The sequence below is a fragment of the Burkholderia anthina genome, from assembly GCF_902498995.1.
Taxonomy (GTDB): domain Bacteria; phylum Pseudomonadota; class Gammaproteobacteria; order Burkholderiales; family Burkholderiaceae; genus Burkholderia; species Burkholderia anthina.
In genome coordinates, this window is sequence record NZ_CABVLY010000049.1 from 1 (window position 1) to 22,983 (window position 22,983).

Genomic DNA, 22,983 nt, shown 5'->3' on the forward strand with positions numbered 1-22,983 from the left:
CGAGACGCGCCCAGAAGCCTTCGTAATCGCGCTCGGCTTCGGCGGCCAGCGCCTGGTAGGCCGGCATGCCGGAAATGGTCGCCGCCTTCTCGAGCGCCTCGGGCGGCGCAAACTGGCGGGTTTCGTGAAGAACCGATTCAATCGCAGACATCGACTACCCCTTGGTGAACATGAATCCTCTGCATGGCGGCGCGATCGTGCGCGCCGCGCGTCTTGGCCGGCGCATGCGCGCCGCTGTCTCCCACTCACCCGCGCGCGGCCCGAAGGCTGCGCGCGATGCTGCGCCGCACCACGTCACGAGACGGTGGACGTACGGCCCGGCGGTTTCCACGATAAGCGCCTGAACTTACCCGTCACTTACGCGACCGCGCCGTTTCGCACACCGGGCCGCGCCGCTTTACGGTCAGCCGCTGCACGGTCAGCTTTACGCTGTTACAACCGCGACTCTACAATCCTAACTGAACTCGCCTCCCGGATTCCAGCTTGAATCGCTACGCCCTCTTCCTCATCCTGTCGATGCTGTTCGTCGGCAGCAACGTCGGTATCGGTAAATCCATCGTCGTCTTCGTCCCGGTCGCCATCCTCGCGACGCTGCGGTTCGTGATCGCGATCGCCGTGCTGTGGCCGCTGTTCAGCCCGGTGAAGATGCGGGCGGTCCGGCGTGCGGAATGGCTGAACCTGTTCCTGCAGGCGTTCTTCGGCACCTTCATGTTCACGCTGCTGATGCTCAACGGCGTGCAGCACACCAGCGCGGTCGCGGCCGGCGTGATCACGAGCACGATCCCGGCCATCGTCGCGCTGTTCGCGTGGCTGATCCTGCGCGAAAAGCCGAACTGCCGCGCGCTCGTGTCGATCGCACTCGCGATCGCGGGCGTCGTGACGATCAACCTCGCCAACGGTAGCGCGGGCAGCGCGTCCGCGCACGGCGCCGGCGGCGCATCGTCCGGCTCGCTGACCGGCAACCTGCTGATCCTCGGCGCCGTATGCTGCGAATCGATCTACGTGATCCTGTCGCGCCGTCTCACGCAGACGCTCGCGCCGATCGACATCTGTGCATACACGCACCTGTTCGGCCTGCTGCTGATGCTGCCGCTCGGCGCGACGGCGCTGTGGCATTTCGATTACGCGAGCGTGCCGGCCGGCACCTGGGCGCTGGTGGTCTGGTACGGGCTGTCGGCCAGCATCTTCTCGTTCTGGCTGTGGATGAAGGGGATCCGCCACGTGCCGGGCAGTCTCGCCGGCGTGTTCAGCGCGGTGTTGCCGATCGCGGCAGCCGCCTATGGCATCGCGTTCCTCGGCGAGCGCCCGACGCTCGCACACGGCATCGCGCTCGCGTGCGTCGTCGCCGGCATCGGCCTCGCCAGCCTGCGCGGCAAGCGCGTGCCGGCAGCAGCAGCCTGATCCGTCCCCGGAAGTACCGGCGCGTCGCTGCAGTCGCGCCGGCCGACGCGTTACAATAGCGCGCCTTTTCGAGATTACCCCCCGATACCTGCGCACCGCGCCCGCACCTCAATCATGTCTGCCCCGCATTTGCCCGGCCCCGCCCGTCGTCCGCTGCGCCCGCTGCCCGCGCTGATCTTCATGAGCCGCTGGCTCCAGGTTCCGCTTTATCTGGGCCTGATCGTCGCGCAAGCCATCTACGTATTCCTGTTCCTGAAAGAAGTCTGGCACCTGCTGTCGCACGCGAGCAGCCTCGACGAAGTCAGCGTGATGCTCGCGGTGCTCGGCTTGATCGACGTCGTAATGATCTCGAACCTGCTGATCATGGTGATCGTCGGCGGCTACGAAACGTTCGTGTCGCGTCTCGGCATCGACGGCCACCCCGACGAGCCCGAGTGGCTCGACCATGTGAACGCAGGCGTGCTGAAGGTCAAGCTGTCGATGGCGCTCATCAGCATCTCGTCGATCCATCTGCTGAAGACCTTCATCAACCCGGACCAGCACACGACGCACGCGATCATGTGGCAGGTGATCATCCACGTGTCGTTCCTCGTGTCGGCACTCGTGATGGCGTGGGTCGACCGCCTGACGACGCACACGCACCCGGCCCATTTCCACGAGACGCATGCGCCAGCGGCGTCCCGACCTGCGGCCTGAACCGCCGCAACGCATTCCCCACAAGTCCCCACAGAGTCTCAGCCATGACCGTCATCAAACAGGAAGACCTGATCCAGAGCATCGCGGATTCGCTGCAGTACATCAGCTACTACCATCCGCTCGACTACATCCAGGCACTCGGCCGCGCGTACGAGCTGGAAGAGAGCCCGGCCGCGAAGGACGCGATCGCGCAGATCCTCACGAACAGCCGCATGTGCGCGGAAGGCCGCCGCCCGATCTGCCAGGACACCGGCATCGTGACGATCTTCGTGAAGGTCGGCATGGACGTGCGCTGGGACGGCGCGACGATGGGCCTCACCGACATGATCAACGAAGGCGTGCGCCGCGGTTACACGCACCCGGACAACGTGCTGCGCGCATCGATCGTCAATCCGCCGGAAGGCGCCCGCAAGAACACGAAGGACAACACGCCGGCCGTGATCCACTACGAGATCGTGCCGGGCGACAAGGTCGACGTGCAGGTCGCGGCGAAGGGCGGCGGCTCGGAGAACAAGTCGAAGTTCGTGATGCTCAACCCGTCCGACTCGATCGTCGACTGGGTGCTGAAGACGGTCCCGACGATGGGCGCGGGCTGGTGCCCGCCCGGCATGCTCGGGATCGGCATCGGCGGCACCGCTGAAAAGGCGATGCTGATGGCGAAGGAATCGCTGATGGAGCCGATCGACATCCAGGAAATCATCGCGCGCGGCCCGAAGGACTGGGTCGAGGAACTGCGCGTCGAGCTGCACGAGAAAGTCAACGCGCTGGGTATCGGCGCGCAGGGCCTCGGCGGCCTCGCAACCGTGCTCGACGTGAAGATCATGGCGACCCCGACGCACGCGGCGTCGAAGCCGGTCGCGCTGATCCCGAACTGCGCGGCGACGCGCCACGCGCACTTCGTGCTCGACGGCTCGGGCCCCGCGAAGCTCGAGGCACCGTCGCTCGACGCATGGCCGAAGGTCCAGTGGGAACCGAACACGGAAACGAGCAAGCGCGTCGACCTGAACACGCTGACGCCGGAAGAAGTCGCGAGCTGGGCTCCCGGCCAGACGCTGCTGCTGTCGGGCAAGATGCTCACGGGCCGCGATGCCGCGCACAAGCGCATCGCCGACATGCTCGCGAAGGGCGAGAAGCTGCCGGTCGACTTCACCAACCGCGTGATCTACTACGTCGGCCCGGTCGACCCGGTGCGTGACGAAGTGGTCGGCCCGGCAGGCCCGACGACGGCGACGCGGATGGACAAGTTCACCGAGACGATGCTCGCCCAGACGGGCCTGATCTCGATGGTCGGCAAGGCGGAACGCGGCCCGGTCGCGATCGACGCGATCAAGAAGCACAAGGCTGCATACCTGATGGCGGTCGGCGGCGCGGCGTACCTCGTGTCGAAGGCGATCCGCGGCTCGAAGGTGCTCGCATTCGAAGACCTCGGCATGGAAGCCATCTACGAGTTCGACGTGCAGGACATGCCGGTGACGGTGGCCGTCGATTCGTCGGGCACGTCGGTGCATCAAACCGGCCCGAAGGAGTGGCAGGCAAAGATCGGCAAGATCCCGGTCGCAACCGCTTAAGCGCGATCGAACGAAAGGCCGGACGGAAGTCCGGCCTTTTTACTTCTCATTCTCATTATTGCGCCCGGCCGGATATTCAAGGCTGATTCTCATTACACGCAAAAGGCAGGCCCGACAAGGCTTTGAGGCTTGGCTTTTCTCGTTCGAGCGATTATCGTTCGGTTTCTGAAGCCCCCACTGAACAAGGAACAGCCATGCAAGGCGACAAGAAAGTCATCGAATATCTGAACGCCCAACTGAAGAACGAACTCACGGCGATCAACCAGTACTTCCTGCATGCGCGCATGTACAAGCACTGGGGCCTCGAGAAGCTCGGCAAGCACGAATACGACGAATCGATCGGCGAAATGAAACACGCCGACTGGCTGATCGAGCGCGTGTTCATGCTCGACGGCCTGCCGAACCTGCAGGACCTGCACAAGCTGCTCATCGGCGAGGAAACCGAAGAGATCCTGAAGTGCGACCTGAAGCTCGAGCAGATTTCGCAGTCCACCTGCAAGGAAGCCATCGCCTACTGCGAATCGGTGCGTGACTACGTGTCGCGCGAGATCTTCGAGAAGATCCTCGACGACACCGAAGAGCACATCGACTGGCTGGAAACGCAGATCGACCTGATCGGCAAGGTCGGCCTGCAGAACTACCAGCAAACGATGATGGGCGCGTCCGAGTAAGCGCAACGATCGCCACCGCGCCGCCCGCATGACGATGACGAACCAGCCAGCCGCTTCCGGGGTCCGCCCCGCTGCCCCCGTCGGTATCTTCGATTCTGGGCTCGGCGGCCTGTCGGTGCTGCGCGCCGTGCGCGCGCACCTGCCCGGCGAATCGTTCATCTACGTTGCCGATTCGCAGCATGCGCCGTATGGGCCGCGCGACGAGGCGTTCATTACGGAACGCACGCTGGCGATCGGCGAGTGGCTCGCCCGCGAAGGCGCGAAGGCGCTCGTCATCGCATGCAACACCGCAACGGCGCGAGCGATCGCGGCCATCCGCGAACGCCTGTCGATACCGCTCGTCGGTGTCGAGCCGGGCATCAAGCCGGCCGCCGCGCTGTCGTCGACCGGCGTCGCGGGCGTCCTCGCGACCCAATCGACACTGAACAGCCCGCGCTTCCAGGCGCTGCTCGACCGCTACGGCGCCGGCCGCCGCTTCATCTGCCAACCCGGCCACGGGCTCGTCGAAGCGATCGAACGCGGCGACACCGACTCGCCCGCGTTGCGCGCGCTGCTCGCGCGTTACCTGCAGCCGATGCTCGACGACGGCGCCGATACGCTGGTACTCGGTTGCACGCACTACCCGTTCTTCACCGAAACGATCCGTGACCTTGTTGGCGACCGCCTGACGCTCGTCGACACGAGCGACGCCATCGCCCGCCAGCTCACGCGCGTGCTCGACGAACGCGGCCTGCGCGCGCCGGCCGGCACGCACGCCGCGCCGCCACGCTTCTGCTCGACCAGCGACGGCCTGCAGTTGCGCGCGCTCGCGTCGACGCTCCTCGGCCTCGATGCGCCGGTCGAATCCGTCACCATTTCCTCGCCGAACGCGCGCGCCTGCGCAACCGCCTGACGCGGGCCGGCACGCCGCCGGTACGCCCGCTCCCGCCGCACCTTTCGTTTCAAGGGTCCGATGACCTTAAAAAAAGCCCGCCTCAGGCTTGTCAACGCCCGCAAATTTAATGATAATAATTCGCATTAACGTTAGCTATCGCAACTCATCATGATCGTCTGCGTGTGCAAGTCTGTTTCCGATCGCAAGATTCGCGCGTCCCTCGCCGAGGGCGTCAACTCTTTCGATGAACTCCAGTTCGAGCTTGGCGTGGCCATGTGCTGCGGCAAGTGCGAGGAGTCCGTACGCGACCTCATGGCCGAGCAAGGTGTCTGCGCGAGCCGGTGCGGTGTCGAGCATCACGCTCACCCGATCCCGGTGACGTTCTACGACCGCAAGGCCGCCTGAGCGGCGCGGGGCGTACGTATGCGGCCCGGCCGCACTGTTTGTTTCGACCGTCAGCAAGCCACCATCCGCGCGAGCCAGCGGCTTACCTGCCAAGGAGCCTGTTATGGAATTGCTGATCGGATTTGTGACCACCGTTTGCATCTCGCTGCTGATCTTCCGCAAGTGATGCCGATTCACCCGTCGCCCCCCGGGTGCGGCGTCGTTCTTTCAAGCTAACATGCAGGCTTCACAATCCGCTCCCGCCGGCGTCTTGCCGGCTGCTCCACGTATGAATCCCCGGGTCATCGCTGTCGCGGTCGGTGTGCTGGCCGCACACGCGATCATGCTGACGGCCGCATGGCTCCATCGCAACGCACCGCCGCCGAAGGAAGTCGCGGTACAGTCGATCACCGCGCAGCTCATTCCGCCGGCGCCGGCTGCCCAGCCGGTCGCGGTCCAGTCGGCTGCACAGCAACCTACGCCGCCCAAGCCCACGCCTCGCGTAAAGCCGAAGGTCGAGCCCAGGCCGGTGCGGAAAGCCATCCCGACACCTCAGCCGGTCGCGCAGGCACCGTCGCCGACACCCGCGCCGGCAGCCGTCGATCCGACACCGGCCCCCGCCGCACCGGCGCCTGCTGCGCCGGCTGCAGCGCCCGGCCCGGCGCGCGAGACGATGCAGGTCAGCGCGCCGAAGAACGTCTCGGCGCTCACCTGCAATTTCGTGAAACCCGCCTATCCGTCGATGTCGAAGCGACGCGGCGAAACGGGCACCGCCTATGTTCACTTCATTATCGGCGTGACGGGCAAGATAGAAAGCGTCCAGTTGCAGAAGAGCAGCGGCTACCCGCGTCTCGACGAAGCCGCGCTCGAGGCAACGCGCGCCAGCACCTGTCCGCCGTACATCGAGAACGGCCAGGCGATCCGCGCCGCCCACACGCTGCCCTTCAACTTCACGCTCGACGACTAACCCGTCATATTCGGTAGATTCAAAGGAAACAAGAAAATGCAAAGCTACGGTATCGCGCACGTCTGGGCGCAAGGTGATTTCGTCACGCGCGCCATCGCGATCACGCTGCTCGTGATGTCGGTCCTGTCGTGGATCGTGATCGTCGTCAAGGGCTGGAACGTGGTTCGCTTGAACCGTCTCACGAAGAATGCCGAGCAGGCCTTCTGGCATTCGGACAATTTCGACGACGGCGTCAAGAAGCTCGGCCTTACCGCATCGACGCCGAGCGAGAACCCGTTCCTCGCGCTCGCGCTGTCGGGCAAGGAAGCCGCCGATCACCACCATCAGACGCAACCGCACCTGCACGACCGCATGGACGTGTCGGACTGGGTCACGCGCTGCCTGAAGGACACGATGGACGAAGGCATCTCGCGCATGCAGGCCGGCCTCGCGATTCTCGCGTCGATCGGCAGCACAGCACCGTTCGTCGGCCTGTTCGGCACGGTCTGGGGTATCTATCACGCGCTGCTCGCGATCGGCGCAACCGGCCAGACGTCGATCGACCAGGTCGCCGGCCCGGTCGGCGAATCGCTGATCATGACGGCCTTCGGCCTGTTCGTCGCGATTCCCGCGGTGCTCGGCTACAACGCGCTGACCCGCGCGAACAAGGGTGTCGTCAGCAAGCTGCGCCGCTTCGCACACGGCCTGCACGCGTACTTCGTGACGGGCGCGAGCCTCGCGTCGTCGTCGACCCGCGACGGCCTGCGTCTCGCGACGCGCGCCAGCTGAGACGGGGTGAACCATGGCAATGAACACCGGTTTCAGCGACGATGACGACGATGGCGTGATGAGCGAGATCAACATGACGCCGCTCGTCGACGTCATGCTCGTACTCCTGATCATTTTCCTCGTGACGATCCCGGCGATGCAGCACGCGGTGAAAATCGACCTGCCGCATGCAAGCAGTCAACCCGTCGACGAGAAGCCGCAAACGGTCGACGTCGCGATCGAAGGCAATGGCACGCTCCTGTGGAACAACGAGACGGTCACGCGCGAACAACTGCAGGCGCACATCGCGGAAGCGGCACAGCATCAGCCTCAACCGGAGTTGCACCTGCGTGCCGACCGCAAGGTTGCATATGAGCGCGTCGCCGAAGTGATGTCGGATGCGCAGGCCGGCGGCCTGACGAAACTCGGCTTCGTGACGGAGCCGGCCGCGAAGACGAAGTAACGCACGCGCATTGCGCGCGTGGCCGGTAGCAGCTTGCCGGCCGCGCCTCGTCGCGCCACACCTAGCCGGCCGCACCTAGCCGGCCGCACACAAAGTAAAAGGCCTTCATCGCCAGATGAAGGCCTTTTTTCATGCGCACGCGGGCGCCTTCGGGCGGCGGGCTCTTCGGCGGTATCGGTTGCGCCTCGAGCAACGCAAATGCGGCTACCGTGGTCTGCACGGACTGCGCGTTCTGCCCTATCTGGCTCGCAATATATGCGGCCACCTGATTCCGCTCAGAACTTCCTTCACGAAATGGGATTTCAATATAGGCCCGCGCGCTCGCGCATTCAAGGCCCCGCCGATTGAAACTTGCGATTGCAGGCGGCGCTTCAATGACAAAACAAATTTGCCATGACGCGCATCTTCCATTCAGGTGGACGAAGCATCGGCTGCCGCCGCTTCCTTCTTCGCGCGCTCGGGGCACCCCGGCTGCTTGTATTCGCCATGGTCGAGCTTCTCGACCAGATAGTCGACGAACGCACGCACGGCCGGCGGCATCCCCTGCCGCGAGACGAACACGGCGTAGAGCTGCGGCACCGGCAGCGTCCAGCCCGGCATCACCGGCGACAGCTGGCCCGCGCGCAGCGCGTTGCCGTACATCATCTCGGGCAGCGCCGCGATGCCGAGCCCGTCGAGCACCGCTTCGCGGATCGTCATCAGGTCGGCCGTCACGAGGCGCGGATCGTGCTCGTGCAAATGACGCGTACCGTCCGGTGCGATCAGGTTGAACACATGCCGCCCGTCGACGCTCGGCGTATCGAGCGTCTCGAAGTGCGCCAGATCGTCCGGCACCAGCGGCGGCGCGTTCTGGTTCAGCAGGCTCGGCGCGCCGACCAGCATCTGCTCGGTACGCCACAGCGGCCGCACGACGATGTTTGCGTTCTGCGGCGGCTCCGAGCGCACGCGCAACGCGACGTCGATCGAATCCTCGAACAGGTCGATCACGCGATTCGTCACACGGATGTGCACCTTCACTTCGGGATAGCGGTGCAGGAATTCAGGGAGGAGGCGCGACAGCATCGTCTGCGACAGCGTGACGGGCACGCTGACGCGCACCGAACCGCGCGGCGACGCGCGCAGTTGCTGCACGGCGTTCATCGCGGCCTGGGCTTCGGCGAGCATCGCCTGGCAGTGCTGGTAGAACAGTTCCCCCGCCTCGGTCAGCGCGAGCTTGCGCGTCGAGCGCTGCAGCAGGCGCACGCCGAGCGCCGCCTCGAGTTCGGTCAGGCGCCGAGACAGGCGCGATTTCGAGATACCCAGCACGCGCTCGGCCGCCGAGAAACCGCCATGCTCGACGACCTGCGAAAAGTACATGAGGTCGTTCAGGTTGTGTGCATCGATGTTCATGTCATCGTTCCAATTTCAGAACAATCCATTGCGAACCGCCGCAAATCGGACGGTAAAACGCCCAATATAATAGCGCTATGTTTCAAAAATAACGCTATTCCGATGATATCGAGGGCTTCTGCATGACGACCGCTCGCTCGCTTGACCGCACGTACCCCGCACTTCGCACGACCGAAGGCGGCGGCTTCGTGGTTCACCGCCCGTTTCCGACCCGGCTGCTGATGGATTTCGATCCGTTCCTGCTGCTCGATGAAATGGGTCCCGTCGACTATGCGCCCGGCGAAGCCAAGGGCGCACCCGACCATCCGCATCGCGGCTTCGAGACCGTGACGTACGTGCTCGACGGGCACTTTCGCCATCGCGACTCGGCCGGCCATGCCGGCGCGCTCGGGCCCGGCGACGTGCAATGGATGACCGCCGGTGCCGGCGTCGTGCACAGCGAGATGCCGGACCCGGCGTTCGCGCAGGCAGGCGGACGCTCGCACGGCTTCCAGCTGTGGGTCAACCTGCCGCGCCGTGACAAGCTGATCGCGCCGCGCTACCAGGAGATTGCGGCCGACCGCATCCCGAGCGCGACGTCGCCGGACGGTCGTGCGCACGTCCGCGTGATCGCCGGCGAGGCATTCGGCGTACGCGCGGCGATCGAAACGCGCACACCGATCCTCTACCAGCATTTCACGCTGCAACCGGGCGCATCGGTCTCCCAGCCGGTGCCGGCGGGCTATCGCGTGTTCGCCTATCCGCTCGATGGAGCAGGCCGTTACGGGCCCGATAGGCAGCTTGTCGACGCACGGCACATGGTGGTCTACGGCGATGACGGCGACGCAGTGACATTCGAAGCCGGCGATACGCCGCTCGACCTGCTGCTGATCGGCGGCGTGCCGCTCAACGAGCCGATCGTCCGCTACGGGCCGTTCGTGATGAATACCGAGGAAGAGATCCGGCAAGCCGTCGTCGACTACCAGACCGGCCGCATGGGACGCATCGAGGCGTAACGCCCGATCGGGACGCGGGTGCCGCGAAATGGCGCGTTTTGCGTCACAATGACTCCTTGAACCATGTGGCCGTCCGCCACCAGAAGGAACCCGTCCCCTTGAACTTCGAACATCTGATCCAGATCAACTCCGACGATCCGGCCGTGCCGTCCCTTACCCGCACGCAGCTCTGGGAAGGTCTCGTGCTGCGCGCCGAACAGCCGCAGCTGTTCGTGATCGGCCTCGACAGCTGTGTCGTCCACGAACGAACGGACACGACGCTCGAACGCGAACTGCATTACGGCCATGCGACCGTGCGCGATCGCGTGACGCTCACGCCGAACCAGCAAGTGCGCTACGACATCCACGCAGCGGGCGGCGAAATCGGCGGCTCGCTGACGATGACGATCGAGGAACGCGACGACCATGAGCTGTTCCTGCGCTTCGAATACCGCACGACGCTGACCGTCACGGACGACAGCGAGGAAGCGCGCCAGACGCACGGCATCGTCAAGGAAGCGTATCGCACGTCGGACATCGACACGGTGCGCCTGATCCGTGAATACGCGCAGGGCCGCAAGGACCCGGATCCGCTGCACTGACGGGCCGGGCGGTCCACGGGCCGCCCTTTTGACTCAGGCTATCAGATTGACCGTTTCGATCGATAAAGAGTTTTTGTAAATGGGAATAGTTATCATTTAGAATTCATTCCATCGTATCGACAGTCACCGATCAACCGAATGACCGACACCACGCGCCCGACCACGCTGACCTTGCGCCGCCCGACCGGCACCGCAGGCGGCAACCGTCAAAAGACGGCAGCGGTCACGACGCCGGCAAAGCCGGCTGCAAGCCGCGATGCAGGCACACGGGTCGTCAGCAGCGATGCGCTGCTGCAAGGCCACAGCCACATCAGCATCGCGCACAACGGAGAAACTTATCAGCTGCGCGCCACGCGGCTCGGCAAGCTGATCCTGACGAAGTAACGACAGAGTATTGTGGGGACCACCTCCCTGAGAGGTGTTGGGCAGTAGCCAGCGTAACGGCTTGCACGCGAGATCTAGACCCCTTCGTGCAAACACACTCAAGCAGCCGTTGCAGCAAGCCAAGCCACTTTTTTTGGTTCTCGCACAAGGAAGAAAAAAAGCGACACGTCGAAGGACGTGTCGCTTTTTTGTTTGGGCGGCCGGACGCGGAAAGAACAAGTATCCGGCCCGTCCACCCTGCGGTTCGAGCGCTTCGGGGCCGGTAACGGAACCTCGTCCACCGGTTGCGAAGCGCAACGGCCGCGAGGCCGTCGATGCTGCGTCAGAAACCCCAGAACATCAGCCACCACGCACTGTCGACGACGGCGAGGCCGGCCGCGAAACATGCGAATGCAGCCAGCCGGCGCGGCCACGCCGCATAGCGTCCCGTCACCTTCCATGCGAGCCAGGCGCTCCATGCATTGGCACCGACCAGAATCGCGATGCGCACGTCCGTCGCCCAGCCGAGCGGCACGTGCTCGGCCCGCAGCAGCGACAGCGTCGTCGCCGACAGTCCGAGGAACACGCCCGCGCCGGCGATCGGGATCAGCGCCTGTGCGAGATGATGGAGACGCACGCGATCGAAGCGGCCGAGCATCAGCGTCGCGCCGGCCAGCAGCACGAGCAGTGCCGTGCCGTACACGAGCCCCGTCCCGACGATGTAGCTGACGATCAGGCCGCCGTCGAGCCACGAAAACACATCGTTGCGATCCGGGTAATGCGTGAGCAGGAACCACGGCGCATTGGTCTCGAGCGGCCACGTGATGTCGTGATCGATCAGCCAGCCCGCGAGCCATTGCTTGATCTGCACGAACCACGGGCTGACGGTCCAGTGGAACGCGCCGATCGCGACGCCGAGCAGGCCGTACAGGATCAGTGCCGTGTCCCACGGATTCGCCTGCTGCGCGCCGAGGTTCACGACTTCGTCGGACGGCGAGCGCAACGACAGCGAGATTGCATCGCGATGCCCGCTGCAGCGGCCGCACATATGGCACGACGCCGCGCCCTTCATGCTGCGCAACGGCACGAGCGGCGCGCAGTTGATCGGAATCACGCGATGGCCATGTTCGCCGTTCTTGTACGAGCGGCGCCACGCCTCCTCGTCGACCTTGTAGCGCATCGGCGCGAGCCGCGACAGCAGCCCGAACACGCCGTTGACCGGGCACAGGTACTTGCACCACACGCGCTTCTCGCGGCCGTACAGCAAGCCGATCACGATCGCGCCGACGGTCGAGCCGCCGAGCACGAACAGTACCGCGAGCGGGTACTGGTACACGCTGACCATCTGTCCGTAGATCGTCGTGAGCCCGAACGCGACGAACGGCCAGCCGCCCCACCGCATCCAGCGCGGAATCGCGCCGCCGCGGCCGAACTTGCTCGCATATTCGGTCAGTGCGCCTTCCGGGCACAGCACGCCGCACCAGACGCGGCCGAGCATCACCATCGACAGCAGCACGAACGGCCACCAGATGCCCCAGAACACGAACTGCGCAATCAGCGTGAGATTGCTCCACAGGTGCGCGGAATCGTCCGGCAGCGGCAACACCGCCGGCACGATGATCAGGAACGCGTAGACGCCGACGACGACCCACTGGATGCCGCGGATCACCGCGCCGTGGCGCTGCATCCACTGGCCGGCCTGCGCGAGCCAGCCCGGCTTGGCTGCGGCGACAACACTCATGCCGTGCGGCCCGCGGTAACGGCCGGACGGCGGCTCGCGCGCTTCATCAGCAGCCACACGACCGCCCAGTACACCGCATACGCGACCAGGTTGGTCAGCGCCGGATGTGCGCGGTAGCCCGTCAGCGTGGCGACGAGCGAGCCGAACGTGCTCGAATCGTCAAGGATCCCGGACGTGTCCCACACCTGCGAAATGCCGAGCGGCAGGATTTCCTTGTCGATCAGCTTGTCGACGCCCGTCTGGAACAGGCCCGCGCCCAGGAACAACAGCATGATTTCGGTCACGCGGAAGAAATGCCGCCACGAGAAGTACTTGCCGCCGAGCTGCAGCAAATAGAACGTGAGGAACGCGAGGCCCAGACCGATCACGACCGCGAGCATCTGGCTGCCGTCCACGTGCCCCGACTGGCCGAATCCGAGGCCGTACAGGAAGATCACCGTTTCGCTGCCTTCGCGGGCAATCGCGAGTGCGACCAGCACCCCGACGCCCCACCAGTTCGAATCGCGCGTGCTCTGCTGCAGCGAGTGTTCCATGTCGCGCTTGAGCGTGCGGCCGTGCCGGCGCATCCACAGCACCATCTGCACGATCAGCACGCACGCGATCAACACCATCGCGGTCTGGAAATAGTCCTGCGCGTCGCCGGACAGCACTTCGGTAAAGCCGACGAGCGCGGCGCCGAGGCCGACGGCCATCAGCAAGCCGACCGCGACACCGGTCCACAGATACGGCAGGCCGCGACGCGCATCGTCGTCGCCGTTCTTCAGCCATGCGTAGAGAATGCCGACGACGAGCAGCGCTTCGACGCTCTCCCGCCAGACGATGAACAAGATCTGACCCATTGAATCCTCCTGACGCGCGGGGCAAGGCACTCGTGCGCCCGCACGCAGATAAAACGCGTTACTTCGCGACGATCACGCCCTGTGCCTGCTGGTGGAAATCGTCGAAAAACTTGTATTCGCCCGGCGACAGCGGGGCGACGACCACGAACGAATCGGCGCCCGGCGCAAGCACCTTCTCCTTGCGCAACTGCACGCTCTCGAATTCGGCGGCACCCTTGCCGGTATTCTTGATCTCGATCTTGAAGCGTTGGCCGGCCGGCACTTCGATGCGGGCGGGATTCAACTTGCCGTCCGTCATCTCGAGCTTGAACGTCGGCAGATCGGCGGCATGCGCCGCGCCGGCGAGCCACAGCGCGACGGCTGCGGCGGCGATTTTCTGGGGAAATTTCATTCTGGGTTCTCTACGCCGACGGCGCGCCTGAGCGCGCCGTCCGTGATGCCACCGATCAGTACCCGCCCTTCTTGCCGATACCGGCGAACGGGAAGTCGTATTCGAGGGTGATGGGCTTGAACCACGGGCCCACGCCCGTTTCCTTGTCGACGTGGCGGCCAAACGCCATGTGGCCCGACTGCATCGGCGGCTTGACGGTCATCGTCAGGTGGTACTTGCCGGGGCCGGCCAGCTTCACGTTGTCGCCATAGTGCGGGCCGTCGCTCGCCACCATCGCCATCAGGTCGCCTTCGGCCTTCCACTTCGTGTCGCCCTGCTTCGTCAGCTTGTACGTGACCTGCAGGTACGGCATCCAGTCGCCTTCCGCGAAACCCGTCGGGTTGTTCTTGACCGCGTGGATATCGGCCTCGAGGTGAACGTCGGAATCCGACGCCTTGCGCATCATCCCTTCCGGATCCATCGTGATCGGCTGCAGATACACCGCGCCGATTTCCATGCCGCCCTGGATCTGCTGCTTGCCGATCGGATATTCGGCAGCCGAGGCCGACATCGCGGCAAGCGCCGCCGCTACCGCAACCGACGTGCGGATGAACGAAGAACCCAACATGGACACTCCTTGTTATTTGTCTGACGACCTGCGCGGCGCCCTCCCGGGCGCCGCGCTGAAAACACTAACGCAACGAATAACGTTAATGCGAACTATTCTCAATACTTGCGAAGTTTAGCACCGAACGGCCTCCGGAACAAACGGGGTCCCGCGTAAACCCCTGATCCCACAAGGCTTACAACGCCGTTACCGGAATATTTCAGTGACGTTTGGAAAGATTTACCGGCCGCCGCTGACGTGGTCGCCCACGTTCGCGCCAAATACGCGTTCGCGCAGCAGCGCAAGCTGGTCGCGGGTGGCCGCAGCCTTCTCGAACTCCAGGTTCTTCGCGTAATCGGCCATCTGCTTTTCGAGGCGCTTGATTTCCTTCGCGATCTGCTTTTCCGACATGTCCTCGAATTTCGCGCGCTGCTGCGCTTCCTTCAGCTCCGCACGCGCGTCGTCGGCGTTGTAGACGCCGTCGATGATGTCCTTGATGCGCTTCACCACGCCGCGCGGCGTGATCCCCATTTTCTCGTTGTGCGCGATCTGCTTCGCACGACGCCGCTCGGTTTCTCCGATCGCGCGCTTCATCGATTCGGTCATGTTGTCGGCATACAGAATCGCCTTGCCGTTCACGTTGCGCGCCGCCCGGCCGATCGTCTGGATCAGCGAGCGCTCGGCGCGCAGGAAGCCTTCCTTGTCCGCGTCGAGGATCGCGACGAGCGACACCTCGGGAATGTCCAGCCCCTCGCGAAGCAGGTTGATCCCGACCAGCACGTCGAACGTGCCGAGCCGCAGGTCGCGGATGATCTCGACCCGCTCCACCGTGTCGATGTCGCTGTGCAGGTAGCGCACCTTGACGCCGTGATCGGCCAGGAACTCGGTGAGCTGCTCGGCCATCCGCTTCGTCAGCGTCGTGATCAGCACACGCTCGCCGACGTTCACGCGCGCGTTGATCTCGGTCAGCACGTCGTCGACCTGCGAGCTCGCCGGCCGCACTTCGATTTCCGGATCGACGAGCCCGGTCGGCCGCACCACCTGCTCGGCGATCTGCCCCGTCACGCGCTGTTCGTAGTCGGCCGGCGTCGCCGAGACGAACACCACCTGGCGCATCTTGCGCTCGAACTCCGGGAACTTGAGCGGCCGGTTGTCCAGCGCGGACGGCAGCCGGAAGCCATAGTTGACGAGGTTCTCCTTGCGCGCGCGGTCGCCGTTGTACATCCCGTTCAACTGGCCGATCAGCACGTGCGATTCGTCGAGCAGCATCAGCGCGTCGGGCGGCAGGTAATCGACGAGGGTCGGCGGCGGCTCGCCGGGCGCGGCGCCGGAGAAATGCCGCGAATAGTTCTCGATGCCCTTGCAGAAGCCGAGCTCCTGCAGCATCTCGAGGTCGAAACGCGTACGCTGTTCGAGGCGCTGCGCCTCGACGAGCTTGCCGTCGCGGTGGAAGAACTCGAGGCGCTCGCGCAATTCGTCCTTGATCGTCTCGACCGCGCGCATCACGGTGTCGCGCGGCGTCACGTAGTGCGACGACGGATAGACGGTGAAGCGCGGAATCTTCTGGCGCACGCGCCCGGTCAGCGGGTCGAACAGTTGCAGCGTCTCGACCTCGTCGTCGAACAACTCGACGCGCACGGCCATCTCCGCGTGTTCGGCCGGGAAGATGTCGATCGTGTCGCCGCGCACGCGGAACGTGCCGCGCTGGAAGTCCTGTTCGTTGCGCGAATATTGCATCGCGATCAGCCGCGCGATCACGTCGCGCTGGCCGAGCTTGTCGCCCGTGCGCAGCGTCAGGATCATCTGGTGGTACTCGGACGGGTTGCCGATACCGTAGATCGCCGACACCGTCGCGACGATCACCACGTCGCGGCGCTCCATCAGGCTCTTCGTCGCCGACAGCCGCATCTGCTCGATGTGCTCGTTGATCGACGAATCCTTCTCGATGAACAGGTCGCGCTGCGGCACGTACGCTTCCGGCTGGTAATAGTCGTAGTACGAGACGAAGTACTCGACCGCGTTGCGCGGGAAGAACTCGCGGAATTCCGCGTAGAGCTGCGCCGCGAGCGTCTTGTTCGGCGCGAACACGATCGCCGGGCGGCCGAGCCGCGCGATCGTGTTGGCCATCGTGAAGGTCTTGCCCGAACCCGTCACGCCGAGCAGCGTCTGGAATGCAAGGCCGTCGCCGACGCCTTCGACGAGCGTTTCGATCGCGGTCGGCTGGTCGCCTGCGGGCGGGTACGGTTGATACAGCTGGAATGGCGACCCTTCGAAGGTCACGAATTTCGATTCGTCGAGCGCGTCGCCGACTTCGGCGTGATGTTCGGACATGGAGTGCGGCCGGAGCGAGGGCAAAAAAACTATTCTAGCGCTTCGCGGCAGGACAGACCGCTGACGGCTCCTGACGCACGGCCGTCGCCCGAAATCGCGATTTGCCGCGCAATCACCGCCCCGGCCATCGTGAATTCGCTACAATATCAGGCTGCTGCGCTTTCCGGCGCCGTGCCGTTGGCGCGCGGTCCGCTGCGCCCGCCCCGCCGGCTGAAAGCCTGACCCTCTTTTCACTACTGCCGAATCATCATGTCGCTCTTCTCCGCTGTCCAGCTTGCTCCCCGCGACCCGATCCTGGGCCTGAACGAAGCTTTCAACGCCGATGCGCGTCCGACCAAGGTCAACCTCGGCGTCGGCGTGTACACGAACGAAGAAGGCAAGATTCCGCTGCTGCGCGCCGTCCGCGAAGCGGAGAAGGCACGTGTCGACGCAGGCCTGCCGCGCGGCTACCTGCCGATCGACGGGATCGCCGCCTACGATGCGGCCGTGCAAAAGCTGCTGCTCGGCAACGATTCGCCGCTGATCGCCGCAGGCCGCGTGGTCACGGCGCAAGCACTGGGCGGCACGGGCGCGCTGAAGATCGGCGCCGATTTCCTGCGCACCGTGAACCCGAACGTGAAAGTCGCGATCAGCGATCCGAGCTGGGAAAACCACCGCGCACTGTTCGAAGCCGCCGGCTTCGAAGTCGTCGCCTACCCGTACTACGACGCTGCCACCAACGGCGTGAACTTCGAAGGCATGCTGTCGGCACTGAACGGCTACGCAGCCGGCACGATCGTCGTGCTGCACGCGTGCTGCCACAACCCGACCGGCGTGGACCTGACCGAAGCGCAATGGCAGCAAGTCGTCGACGTCGTGAAGGCACGCAACCTCGTGCCGTTCCTCGACATGGCCTATCAGGGCTTCGGCGAGAACATCGAGGCTGACGCCGCCGCCGTGCGTCTGTTTGCCGCGGCCGACCTGAATGCGTTCGTGTCGTCGTCGTTCTCGAAGTCGTTCTCGCTGTACGGCGAACGCGTCGGCGCGCTGTCGATCATCACGTCGAGCAAGGAAGAAGCGACGCGCGTGCTGTCGCAACTGAAACGCGTGATCCGCACGAACTACTCGAACCCGCCGACCCACGGTGGCGCAGTCGTCGCAGCAGTGCTGGCGTCGCCGGAGCTGCAAGCTTCGTGGGTGCAGGAACTCGGCGAAATGCGCGACCGTATCCGCGCGATGCGCAACGGCCTCGTCGAGCGCCTGAAGGCGAGCGGCGTCGATCGCGACTTCAGCTTCATCAACGCACAGCGCGGGATGTTCTCGTATTCGGGCCTGACCTCGGCGCAAGTCGATCGCCTGCGCGAAGAGTTCGGCATCTACGCGGTCGGCACGGGCCGCATCTGCGTCGCAGCACTGAACACGCGCAACCTCGACGCAGTCGCCAATGCCGTCGCAGCTGTGCTGAAGTAAATCGGCATCGAGAGGCGGCCGCCGTCACCAGGCCGCCCTGCCGAAATGAAAAACGCGCTCCCAGCGCGTTTTTTTATGCCGGCCGGCTTGCCGGCATGCGTTACTGCATGAACCAGCCGTGGCTGACGACGAACGACTGGCCGGTGAGCGCGGCGCTCGGGAACGCCGACAGGAACAGCACCGTCTGCGCGACGTCCTGCACCGTCGTGAACACGCCGTCGACCGTGTTGCCCAGCATCACCTTCTTGATCACGTCCTCTTCGCTGATCCCGAGCTCCTTCGCCTGCTCCGGAATCTGCTTGTCGACCAGCGGCGTGCGCACGAAGCCCGGACACACCACGTGCGAGCGCACGTTGTGCTTCGCGCCTTCCTTCGCCAGCACGCGTGCCAGACCGAGCAGGCCGTGCTTGGCCGTCACGTACGCCGACTTCAGCGGCGACGCTTCGTGCGAGTGCACCGAGCCCATATAGATCACGACGCCGCCGCGATCGTCCTTGTACATGTGCTTGAGCGCGGCCTTGGTCGTCAGGAACGCGCCGTCGACGTGGATCGCCTGCATCTTCTTCCAGTCGGCGAACGAGTAGTTCTCGATCGGGTTGACGATCTGGATGCCCGCGTTCGACACGAGGATGTCGACCGAGCCGAACGCCTCGGCCACCTTGTCGATGCCGCTGTTGACCGCGTCCTCGTTGGTCACGTCCATCGCGACGCCGATTGCCTTGCCGCCTGCCTTGTTGATCTCGTCGGCAACCGCGTTTGCGCCGTCCTGGTTCAGGTCGGCGATCGCGACGGCCGCGCCCGCTTTCGCGAGTTCGAGTGCGATTTCCTTGCCGATGCCGCTCGCGGCGCCCGTGACGACTGCGGTCTTGCCATTCAGATCTGCTGCCATGTCCGTCTCCTTCCGTTATCGGATCCAAAAAGCGCGCTCGTGCGTCCGCTTTCGTCGCACGGGCGTGCACGCGGGCCAGCCGCTATTGTGCACGATCGGCCCCGCCGTTCGCGCGCAAAACGTCTAAGCTTAAGGTCGGTTTCGGGTCGAGGGAGATTCACATGCACTATCGACGACTAGGCCGCTCCGGCCTGCAGGTCAGCGCGCTTTCGCTCGGTTCGTGGGTCACGTACGGCAATCAGGTCGACCAGCGGGTCGCCCGCGAATGCCTCGCGGCGGCCCGCGATGCGGGTGTCAATTTTTTCGACAACGCGGAGGTCTACGCGGGCGGAAAGTCGGAGGAAATCATGGGCCAGGCCCTGAAGTCGCTCGGCTGGCCGCGTATCAGCTACCTGGTATCGACGAAGTTCTTCTGGGGCCTCGCGGAAGCGCCGAACCAGTACCACACGCTCAACCGGAAATATCTGCTGAACGCCATCGACGGCTCGCTGCATCGGCTGCAGCTCGACTACGTCGACCTCGTCTATTGCCATCGCCCGGATCCGAACACGCCGATCGAGGAAACCGTCTGGGCGATGAGCGACATGATCGTACGCGGCAAGGCGCTGTACTGGGGCACGTCCGAATGGAGCGCCGACGAGATCCGCGCCGCGTACGAAATCGCCGAGCGGCACCATCTGCACAAGCCGGTCGTCGAACAGCCGCAGTACAACCTGTTCCACCGTACCCGGGTCGAACAGGAATATGCGCGGCTCTACGACGACTACGGTATGGGTCTTACGACCTGGAGCCCGCTGGCATCGGGGTTGCTCACCGGCAAATACCGCAACGGAGTGCCGCCCGACAGCCGCGCGCAACTGCACGGTTACGACTGGCTCCGCGACCGGCTGACGGATCCGGCCAGTAACGATGTCGTCGAGCGGCTCGGGCAGATCGCGGCCGAACTCGGCTGCAGCACCGGCCAGCTCGCAATCGCATGGGTGCTCGCGAATCCGCGCGTGAGCTCGGTGATTACGGGCGCGTCGCGGCTCGAACAGATCGGCGACAACATGCGCGCGCTCGACGTCGTCGCGAAGTTGACACCGGAGGTCAGGCAACGCATCGAGGCGGTAGTCGGCGACGCATACGAGTAAGGCGACTCACGGCCACTCGCGTACAATACGCGGCCGCATCGGCGCCCGGCTCGTCAGCCGCGCGTGATCGTCCGTTTTCATCGATTCATCTTTTCGTTCCAGGCAGCCAGCCATGCTCAGTTATCGTCACGGTTTTCACGCAGGCAATCACGCGGACGTGCTCAAGCACGCCGTCGTCGTCCAGCTGCTGCGCTACCTGAACAAGAAGGACAAGTCGTACTGGTACATCGATACGCACGCGGGCGCCGGCGTGTACTCGCTGCGCGACGGCTACGCGGCGAAGACCGCGGAATTCGATACCGGCATCGGCCCGCTGTGGAACGACAAGAACCTGCCTGAAGCGCTGGGCGACTACATCGACGAAGTGCGCGCGCTGAACGACGACGGCGAGTTGCAGTTCTATCCGGGCTCCCCGTATCTCGCATGGCGATCGATGCGCGAGCAGGACCGGATGCGCCTGTTCGAAATGCACACGACGGAAATCGACGTGCTGCGTCACAACTTTCGCGATGCGGGGCGACGCGCGATGATCTTCGCCGGCGACGGCTTCGAGGGTATCAAGGCATTGCTGCCGCCGGCACCGCGCCGCGCGCTCGTTCTGATTGATCCGTCCTACGAGAATAAAAAGGACTACGCGCGAACCATCACGTGCGTCACGGAATGCCTGAAGCGGTTCGCGACGGGTTGCTACGCGATCTGGTATCCGCAAGTTGCGCGGGTCGAGTCACAGCGTTTTCCGGAACAACTGAAGCGTCTGCAGCCGAACAACTGGCTGCACCTGACGTTGACGGTATCGAACCCGCCTGCGGACGGACTGGGCCTCTACGGCAGCGGAATGTTCATCCTGAATCCGCCCTACACCCTCGCGCAGAGCATGAACGAAGCGCTACCCTACCTCGTGGAACGACTCGGGCAGGATAGCGGCGCGCGGTGCCAGATCGAGCACCGCGGAAACTGAGCGGGCCAGCCGCCGTTACGGCTGCGGTCGCGGCATAGGCCGTGGCTGATTGGCCGGTGACGTGCCCCAGCCGGGGACATTGATATACGGCGCGACAAACAGCGGAACCGACGAATTCGACGTCTGCCCGGCCGGCGTTCGGATACTCGCCGGTTCGACGATCGGCTCGGACGACAGCGGTGCGGTTTGCAACACCAGGCCGCCCTTGCCGTCCTGAATGCCATGTTGCGTGTCGAGAATCAGCGGCCTGGATGCGGTCGCGGCGCCCGCCGCGACACAGTGGACGAGCACCGCAACGCCCAGAACGAGGCGCGTGCGAAGAACGGAACGCACATCGAGACGCAAGCGCATGGTCGTATTCTTCCGGTTCAAAAGCAGGCCCATACCATAGCGCTGCATCACCGATTTCACCAGATCCGGCGCACAAAAAAACAAAGCCCCGTCAATACGGGGCTTGCTTTTCGTTCGGTGCCACACGGCACCTGACGGTGACTCCGATTACAGCGAGTAGCCGTTGGTTTCGAGCGAACGGATACGGCTCTCGAGCTGGACGATGTCCGACGACGTGGCGAGGTAAGCCTCACGGCGCTCACGTTCTGCGGATTCGAACCAGTTGCTCAGCTTTTCAACGATGTAGGCGATCATGACGTTCTCCAAGGAAGGGGGGACCCCTGGCGAATCGAGATTCAGGGATTTCCCGTATAGGGTTATCCCGAATTATAGCGATGCTGCACCAAGATGCTAGTGAAATACTTGCATGGAAGCCATTCCCGTTTGGAATGAACCTTGAAGCATCGCCGCCAACCCGTTGATTTCCATGGAAATTACCTCAGGGCCCATTTTGGCCTCGAGGACATGCACTAATCTGGTTCACCGACCGGATCCGCCAAACGCGCCAAAATCGGGCATTCCGGGCGTCCGTCACCATGGCAGTGCGCGGCCAGATCGGCCAGCGTGTTGCGCATGTCGCTCAACTCCGCGATGCGCTTGTCGAGTTCGGCCACGTGTTCGAGGGCGATCGACTTTACTTCGGCGCTCGCGCGCGAGCGGTCTTGCCAGAGCATCAGCAGCTTGCGGATATCCTCGACGAGGAAGCCGAGCCGTCGTGCCTGACGGATGAAGCGCAGAATATGAACTTCGTCCGGACCGTAGATCCGATATCCGGCGTCGCTACGCTTGCTCGGCGCCAGCAGGCCGACTTGTTCGTAGTACCGGATCATTTTTGCACTGACGCCGGATTCGCGTGACGCGTCACCGATATTCATTCCCCCGCCCTCTCCATCAAGCCCAGCTTCGAACGCGAATGCCGGCACGGACGTGCCGGCGACGACACTTCGATCGTATCAAATCGCGTCGTTTCGTTCCGGGATGGGTATTGGTTGGCGAGATCAACCTTAGGTCGGCATGTCTGCGAAGCGGCTTGCCCATCTCCACACTGCCCGCACGCATTTCCGTCGCGCAAATGCAAAAACCCCCGCCTTTTGGGCGGAGGTTCTCGGCTTAGGGAGCCTGACGATTACCTACTTTCACACGGGTATCCGCACTATCATCGGCGTAGAGTCGTTTC

The 22,983-nt window shown here is 64.3% G+C and carries 25 protein-coding genes and 1 pseudogene; 15 read left to right on the forward strand and 11 right to left on the reverse strand.

The window, feature by feature from the left end:
• A pseudogene (locus BME24068_RS34180) lies at window positions 1–151 on the reverse strand (AMP-binding protein); the annotation flags it as partial.
• A 332-nt stretch (window positions 152–483) separates the two neighbouring features.
• Here BME24068_RS34180 and BME24068_RS34185 point away from each other — a divergent pair.
• From BME24068_RS34185 to BME24068_RS34225, 9 genes are all read left to right on the forward strand, one after another.
• Window positions 484–1,401, forward strand: coding sequence for a DMT family transporter (locus BME24068_RS34185; RefSeq protein ID WP_174928738.1), 918 nt, complete (start codon window positions 484–486; stop codon window positions 1,399–1,401).
• A 114-nt stretch (window positions 1,402–1,515) separates the two neighbouring features.
• Window positions 1,516–2,097 (forward strand): TIGR00645 family protein, encoded by a 582-nt coding sequence (locus BME24068_RS34190; protein ID WP_096508958.1) that lies wholly within the window; start codon window positions 1,516–1,518, stop codon window positions 2,095–2,097.
• Window positions 2,098–2,141: 44 nt separating this feature from the next.
• Complete coding sequence (locus BME24068_RS34195; RefSeq protein WP_174928739.1) at window positions 2,142–3,665, forward strand: fumarate hydratase; 1,524 nt, start codon at window positions 2,142–2,144, stop codon at window positions 3,663–3,665.
• Between the two features lie 194 nt (window positions 3,666–3,859).
• A complete protein-coding gene (gene bfr, locus BME24068_RS34200; protein ID WP_096508960.1) occupies window positions 3,860–4,336 on the forward strand; it encodes a bacterioferritin in 477 nt (158 codons plus the stop codon).
• Window positions 4,337–4,364: 28 nt separating this feature from the next.
• A complete protein-coding gene (murI, locus tag BME24068_RS34205) occupies window positions 4,365–5,228 on the forward strand; it encodes a glutamate racemase (RefSeq protein WP_420887515.1) in 864 nt (287 codons plus the stop codon).
• Between the two features lie 150 nt (window positions 5,229–5,378).
• Window positions 5,379–5,615: a (2Fe-2S)-binding protein gene (locus tag BME24068_RS34210; protein ID WP_096508961.1), complete on the forward strand. Its 237-nt coding sequence runs from the start codon at window positions 5,379–5,381 to the stop codon at window positions 5,613–5,615.
• A gap of 217 nt (window positions 5,616–5,832) precedes the next feature.
• Window positions 5,833–6,561, forward strand: a complete 729-nt coding sequence (locus BME24068_RS34215; protein WP_174928740.1) for an energy transducer TonB — start codon at window positions 5,833–5,835, stop codon at window positions 6,559–6,561.
• Window positions 6,562–6,597: 36 nt separating this feature from the next.
• Window positions 6,598–7,329 carry a MotA/TolQ/ExbB proton channel family protein gene (locus tag BME24068_RS34220; protein ID WP_096508963.1) on the forward strand — a complete coding sequence of 244 codons (732 nt, stop codon included), beginning with the start codon at window positions 6,598–6,600 and terminating at the stop codon, window positions 7,327–7,329.
• Between the two features lie 13 nt (window positions 7,330–7,342).
• Window positions 7,343–7,771 carry an ExbD/TolR family protein gene (locus tag BME24068_RS34225; RefSeq protein ID WP_174928741.1) on the forward strand — a complete coding sequence of 143 codons (429 nt, stop codon included), beginning with the start codon at window positions 7,343–7,345 and terminating at the stop codon, window positions 7,769–7,771.
• A gap of 411 nt (window positions 7,772–8,182) precedes the next feature.
• Here the strand turns inward: BME24068_RS34225 and BME24068_RS34230 are convergent, their stop codons facing one another.
• Complete coding sequence (locus BME24068_RS34230; RefSeq protein WP_096508965.1) at window positions 8,183–9,160, reverse strand: LysR family transcriptional regulator; 978 nt, start codon at window positions 9,158–9,160, stop codon at window positions 8,183–8,185.
• Between the two features lie 122 nt (window positions 9,161–9,282).
• Between BME24068_RS34230 and BME24068_RS34235 the strand changes: the two genes are divergently transcribed.
• The 3 genes from BME24068_RS34235 (at window position 9,283) to hemP (ending at window position 11,120) form a co-directional block, all read left to right on the forward strand.
• Window positions 9,283–10,155 (forward strand): pirin family protein, encoded by an 873-nt coding sequence (locus BME24068_RS34235; protein WP_096508966.1) that lies wholly within the window; start codon window positions 9,283–9,285, stop codon window positions 10,153–10,155.
• Window positions 10,156–10,253: 98 nt separating this feature from the next.
• Window positions 10,254–10,736: an SRPBCC family protein gene (locus BME24068_RS34240; protein ID WP_174928742.1), complete on the forward strand. Its 483-nt coding sequence runs from the start codon at window positions 10,254–10,256 to the stop codon at window positions 10,734–10,736.
• Between the two features lie 138 nt (window positions 10,737–10,874).
• Complete coding sequence (gene hemP / locus BME24068_RS34245) at window positions 10,875–11,120, forward strand: hemin uptake protein HemP (RefSeq protein ID WP_096508968.1); 246 nt, start codon at window positions 10,875–10,877, stop codon at window positions 11,118–11,120.
• Between the two features lie 322 nt (window positions 11,121–11,442).
• On the opposite strand, the gene BME24068_RS34250 is transcribed toward hemP, so the two are convergent.
• From BME24068_RS34250 to uvrB, 5 genes are all read right to left on the reverse strand, one after another.
• Window positions 11,443–12,840: a 4Fe-4S binding protein gene (locus BME24068_RS34250; protein ID WP_096508970.1), complete on the reverse strand. Its 1,398-nt coding sequence runs from the start codon at window positions 12,838–12,840 to the stop codon at window positions 11,443–11,445.
• Window positions 12,837–13,679 carry an FTR1 family iron permease gene (locus tag BME24068_RS34255; RefSeq protein WP_174928743.1) on the reverse strand — a complete coding sequence of 281 codons (843 nt, stop codon included), beginning with the start codon at window positions 13,677–13,679 and terminating at the stop codon, window positions 12,837–12,839. The genes BME24068_RS34250 and BME24068_RS34255 overlap by 4 nt, the downstream gene beginning before the upstream one ends.
• 58 nt (window positions 13,680–13,737) lie before the next feature.
• Window positions 13,738–14,070: a cupredoxin domain-containing protein gene (locus tag BME24068_RS34260; RefSeq protein ID WP_174928744.1), complete on the reverse strand. Its 333-nt coding sequence runs from the start codon at window positions 14,068–14,070 to the stop codon at window positions 13,738–13,740.
• Window positions 14,071–14,125: 55 nt separating this feature from the next.
• Entirely contained in the window at window positions 14,126–14,677 is a 552-nt protein-coding gene (locus BME24068_RS34265; protein ID WP_096508973.1) for an iron transporter, read from the reverse strand.
• 219 nt (window positions 14,678–14,896) lie between these two features.
• Window positions 14,897–16,987 carry an excinuclease ABC subunit UvrB gene (gene uvrB / locus BME24068_RS34270; RefSeq protein ID WP_096508974.1) on the reverse strand — a complete coding sequence of 697 codons (2,091 nt, stop codon included), beginning with the start codon at window positions 16,985–16,987 and terminating at the stop codon, window positions 14,897–14,899.
• A gap of 249 nt (window positions 16,988–17,236) precedes the next feature.
• On the opposite strand from uvrB, the gene BME24068_RS34275 reads away from it, so the two are divergent.
• Window positions 17,237–18,436 (forward strand): amino acid aminotransferase, encoded by a 1,200-nt coding sequence (locus BME24068_RS34275; protein ID WP_174928745.1) that lies wholly within the window; start codon window positions 17,237–17,239, stop codon window positions 18,434–18,436.
• A gap of 100 nt (window positions 18,437–18,536) precedes the next feature.
• Here the strand turns inward: BME24068_RS34275 and BME24068_RS34280 are convergent, their stop codons facing one another.
• Window positions 18,537–19,325, reverse strand: coding sequence for a 3-hydroxybutyrate dehydrogenase (locus BME24068_RS34280; protein ID WP_115531452.1), 789 nt, complete (start codon window positions 19,323–19,325; stop codon window positions 18,537–18,539).
• A 161-nt stretch (window positions 19,326–19,486) separates the two neighbouring features.
• Here BME24068_RS34280 and BME24068_RS34285 point away from each other — a divergent pair, with 161 nt between their 5' ends.
• Both BME24068_RS34285 and BME24068_RS34290 read left to right on the forward strand, forming a co-directional pair.
• Complete coding sequence (locus BME24068_RS34285; protein ID WP_174928746.1) at window positions 19,487–20,458, forward strand: potassium channel beta subunit family protein; 972 nt, start codon at window positions 19,487–19,489, stop codon at window positions 20,456–20,458.
• A 112-nt stretch (window positions 20,459–20,570) separates the two neighbouring features.
• Window positions 20,571–21,416: a 23S rRNA (adenine(2030)-N(6))-methyltransferase RlmJ gene (locus tag BME24068_RS34290; RefSeq protein ID WP_174928747.1), complete on the forward strand. Its 846-nt coding sequence runs from the start codon at window positions 20,571–20,573 to the stop codon at window positions 21,414–21,416.
• A 15-nt stretch (window positions 21,417–21,431) separates the two neighbouring features.
• Here BME24068_RS34290 and BME24068_RS34295 read toward each other — a convergent pair whose 3' ends face one another.
• From BME24068_RS34295 to cueR, 3 genes are all read right to left on the reverse strand, one after another.
• Entirely contained in the window at window positions 21,432–21,800 is a 369-nt protein-coding gene (locus BME24068_RS34295) for a hypothetical protein (RefSeq protein ID WP_174928749.1), read from the reverse strand.
• 114 nt (window positions 21,801–21,914) lie between these two features.
• Window positions 21,915–22,061, reverse strand: a complete 147-nt coding sequence (locus BME24068_RS34300) for a DUF3563 family protein (protein WP_006478295.1) — start codon at window positions 22,059–22,061, stop codon at window positions 21,915–21,917.
• 215 nt (window positions 22,062–22,276) lie between these two features.
• Window positions 22,277–22,681 carry a Cu(I)-responsive transcriptional regulator gene (gene cueR, locus BME24068_RS34305; protein ID WP_096509051.1) on the reverse strand — a complete coding sequence of 135 codons (405 nt, stop codon included), beginning with the start codon at window positions 22,679–22,681 and terminating at the stop codon, window positions 22,277–22,279.
• Window positions 22,682–22,983 lie beyond the last annotated feature (302 nt).

Coding starts and splice junctions, on each gene's coding strand:
- BME24068_RS34190 (WP_096508958.1), top strand. CDS start 1,516: ATGTCTGCCCCGCATTTGCCCGGCCCCGCCCGTCGTCCGCTGCGCCCG.
- BME24068_RS34195 (WP_174928739.1), top strand. CDS start 2,142: ATGACCGTCATCAAACAGGAAGACCTGATCCAGAGCATCGCGGATTCG.
- bfr (WP_096508960.1), top strand. CDS start 3,860: ATGCAAGGCGACAAGAAAGTCATCGAATATCTGAACGCCCAACTGAAG.
- murI (WP_420887515.1), top strand. CDS start 4,365: ATGACGATGACGAACCAGCCAGCCGCTTCCGGGGTCCGCCCCGCTGCC.
- BME24068_RS34210 (WP_096508961.1), top strand. CDS start 5,379: ATGATCGTCTGCGTGTGCAAGTCTGTTTCCGATCGCAAGATTCGCGCG.
- BME24068_RS34215 (WP_174928740.1), top strand. CDS start 5,833: ATGCAGGCTTCACAATCCGCTCCCGCCGGCGTCTTGCCGGCTGCTCCA.
- BME24068_RS34220 (WP_096508963.1), top strand. CDS start 6,598: ATGCAAAGCTACGGTATCGCGCACGTCTGGGCGCAAGGTGATTTCGTC.
- BME24068_RS34225 (WP_174928741.1), top strand. CDS start 7,343: ATGGCAATGAACACCGGTTTCAGCGACGATGACGACGATGGCGTGATG.
- BME24068_RS34230 (WP_096508965.1), bottom strand. CDS start 9,160: ATGAACATCGATGCACACAACCTGAACGACCTCATGTACTTTTCGCAG.
- BME24068_RS34235 (WP_096508966.1), top strand. CDS start 9,283: ATGACGACCGCTCGCTCGCTTGACCGCACGTACCCCGCACTTCGCACG.
- hemP (WP_096508968.1), top strand. CDS start 10,875: ATGACCGACACCACGCGCCCGACCACGCTGACCTTGCGCCGCCCGACC.
- BME24068_RS34250 (WP_096508970.1), bottom strand. CDS start 12,840: ATGAGTGTTGTCGCCGCAGCCAAGCCGGGCTGGCTCGCGCAGGCCGGC.
- BME24068_RS34255 (WP_174928743.1), bottom strand. CDS start 13,679: ATGGGTCAGATCTTGTTCATCGTCTGGCGGGAGAGCGTCGAAGCGCTG.
- BME24068_RS34260 (WP_174928744.1), bottom strand. CDS start 14,070: ATGAAATTTCCCCAGAAAATCGCCGCCGCAGCCGTCGCGCTGTGGCTC.
- BME24068_RS34265 (WP_096508973.1), bottom strand. CDS start 14,677: ATGTTGGGTTCTTCGTTCATCCGCACGTCGGTTGCGGTAGCGGCGGCG.
- uvrB (WP_096508974.1), bottom strand. CDS start 16,987: ATGTCCGAACATCACGCCGAAGTCGGCGACGCGCTCGACGAATCGAAA.
- BME24068_RS34275 (WP_174928745.1), top strand. CDS start 17,237: ATGTCGCTCTTCTCCGCTGTCCAGCTTGCTCCCCGCGACCCGATCCTG.
- BME24068_RS34280 (WP_115531452.1), bottom strand. CDS start 19,325: ATGGCAGCAGATCTGAATGGCAAGACCGCAGTCGTCACGGGCGCCGCG.
- BME24068_RS34285 (WP_174928746.1), top strand. CDS start 19,487: ATGCACTATCGACGACTAGGCCGCTCCGGCCTGCAGGTCAGCGCGCTT.
- BME24068_RS34290 (WP_174928747.1), top strand. CDS start 20,571: ATGCTCAGTTATCGTCACGGTTTTCACGCAGGCAATCACGCGGACGTG.
- BME24068_RS34295 (WP_174928749.1), bottom strand. CDS start 21,800: ATGGGCCTGCTTTTGAACCGGAAGAATACGACCATGCGCTTGCGTCTC.
- BME24068_RS34300 (WP_006478295.1), bottom strand. CDS start 22,061: ATGATCGCCTACATCGTTGAAAAGCTGAGCAACTGGTTCGAATCCGCA.
- cueR (WP_096509051.1), bottom strand. CDS start 22,681: ATGAATATCGGTGACGCGTCACGCGAATCCGGCGTCAGTGCAAAAATG.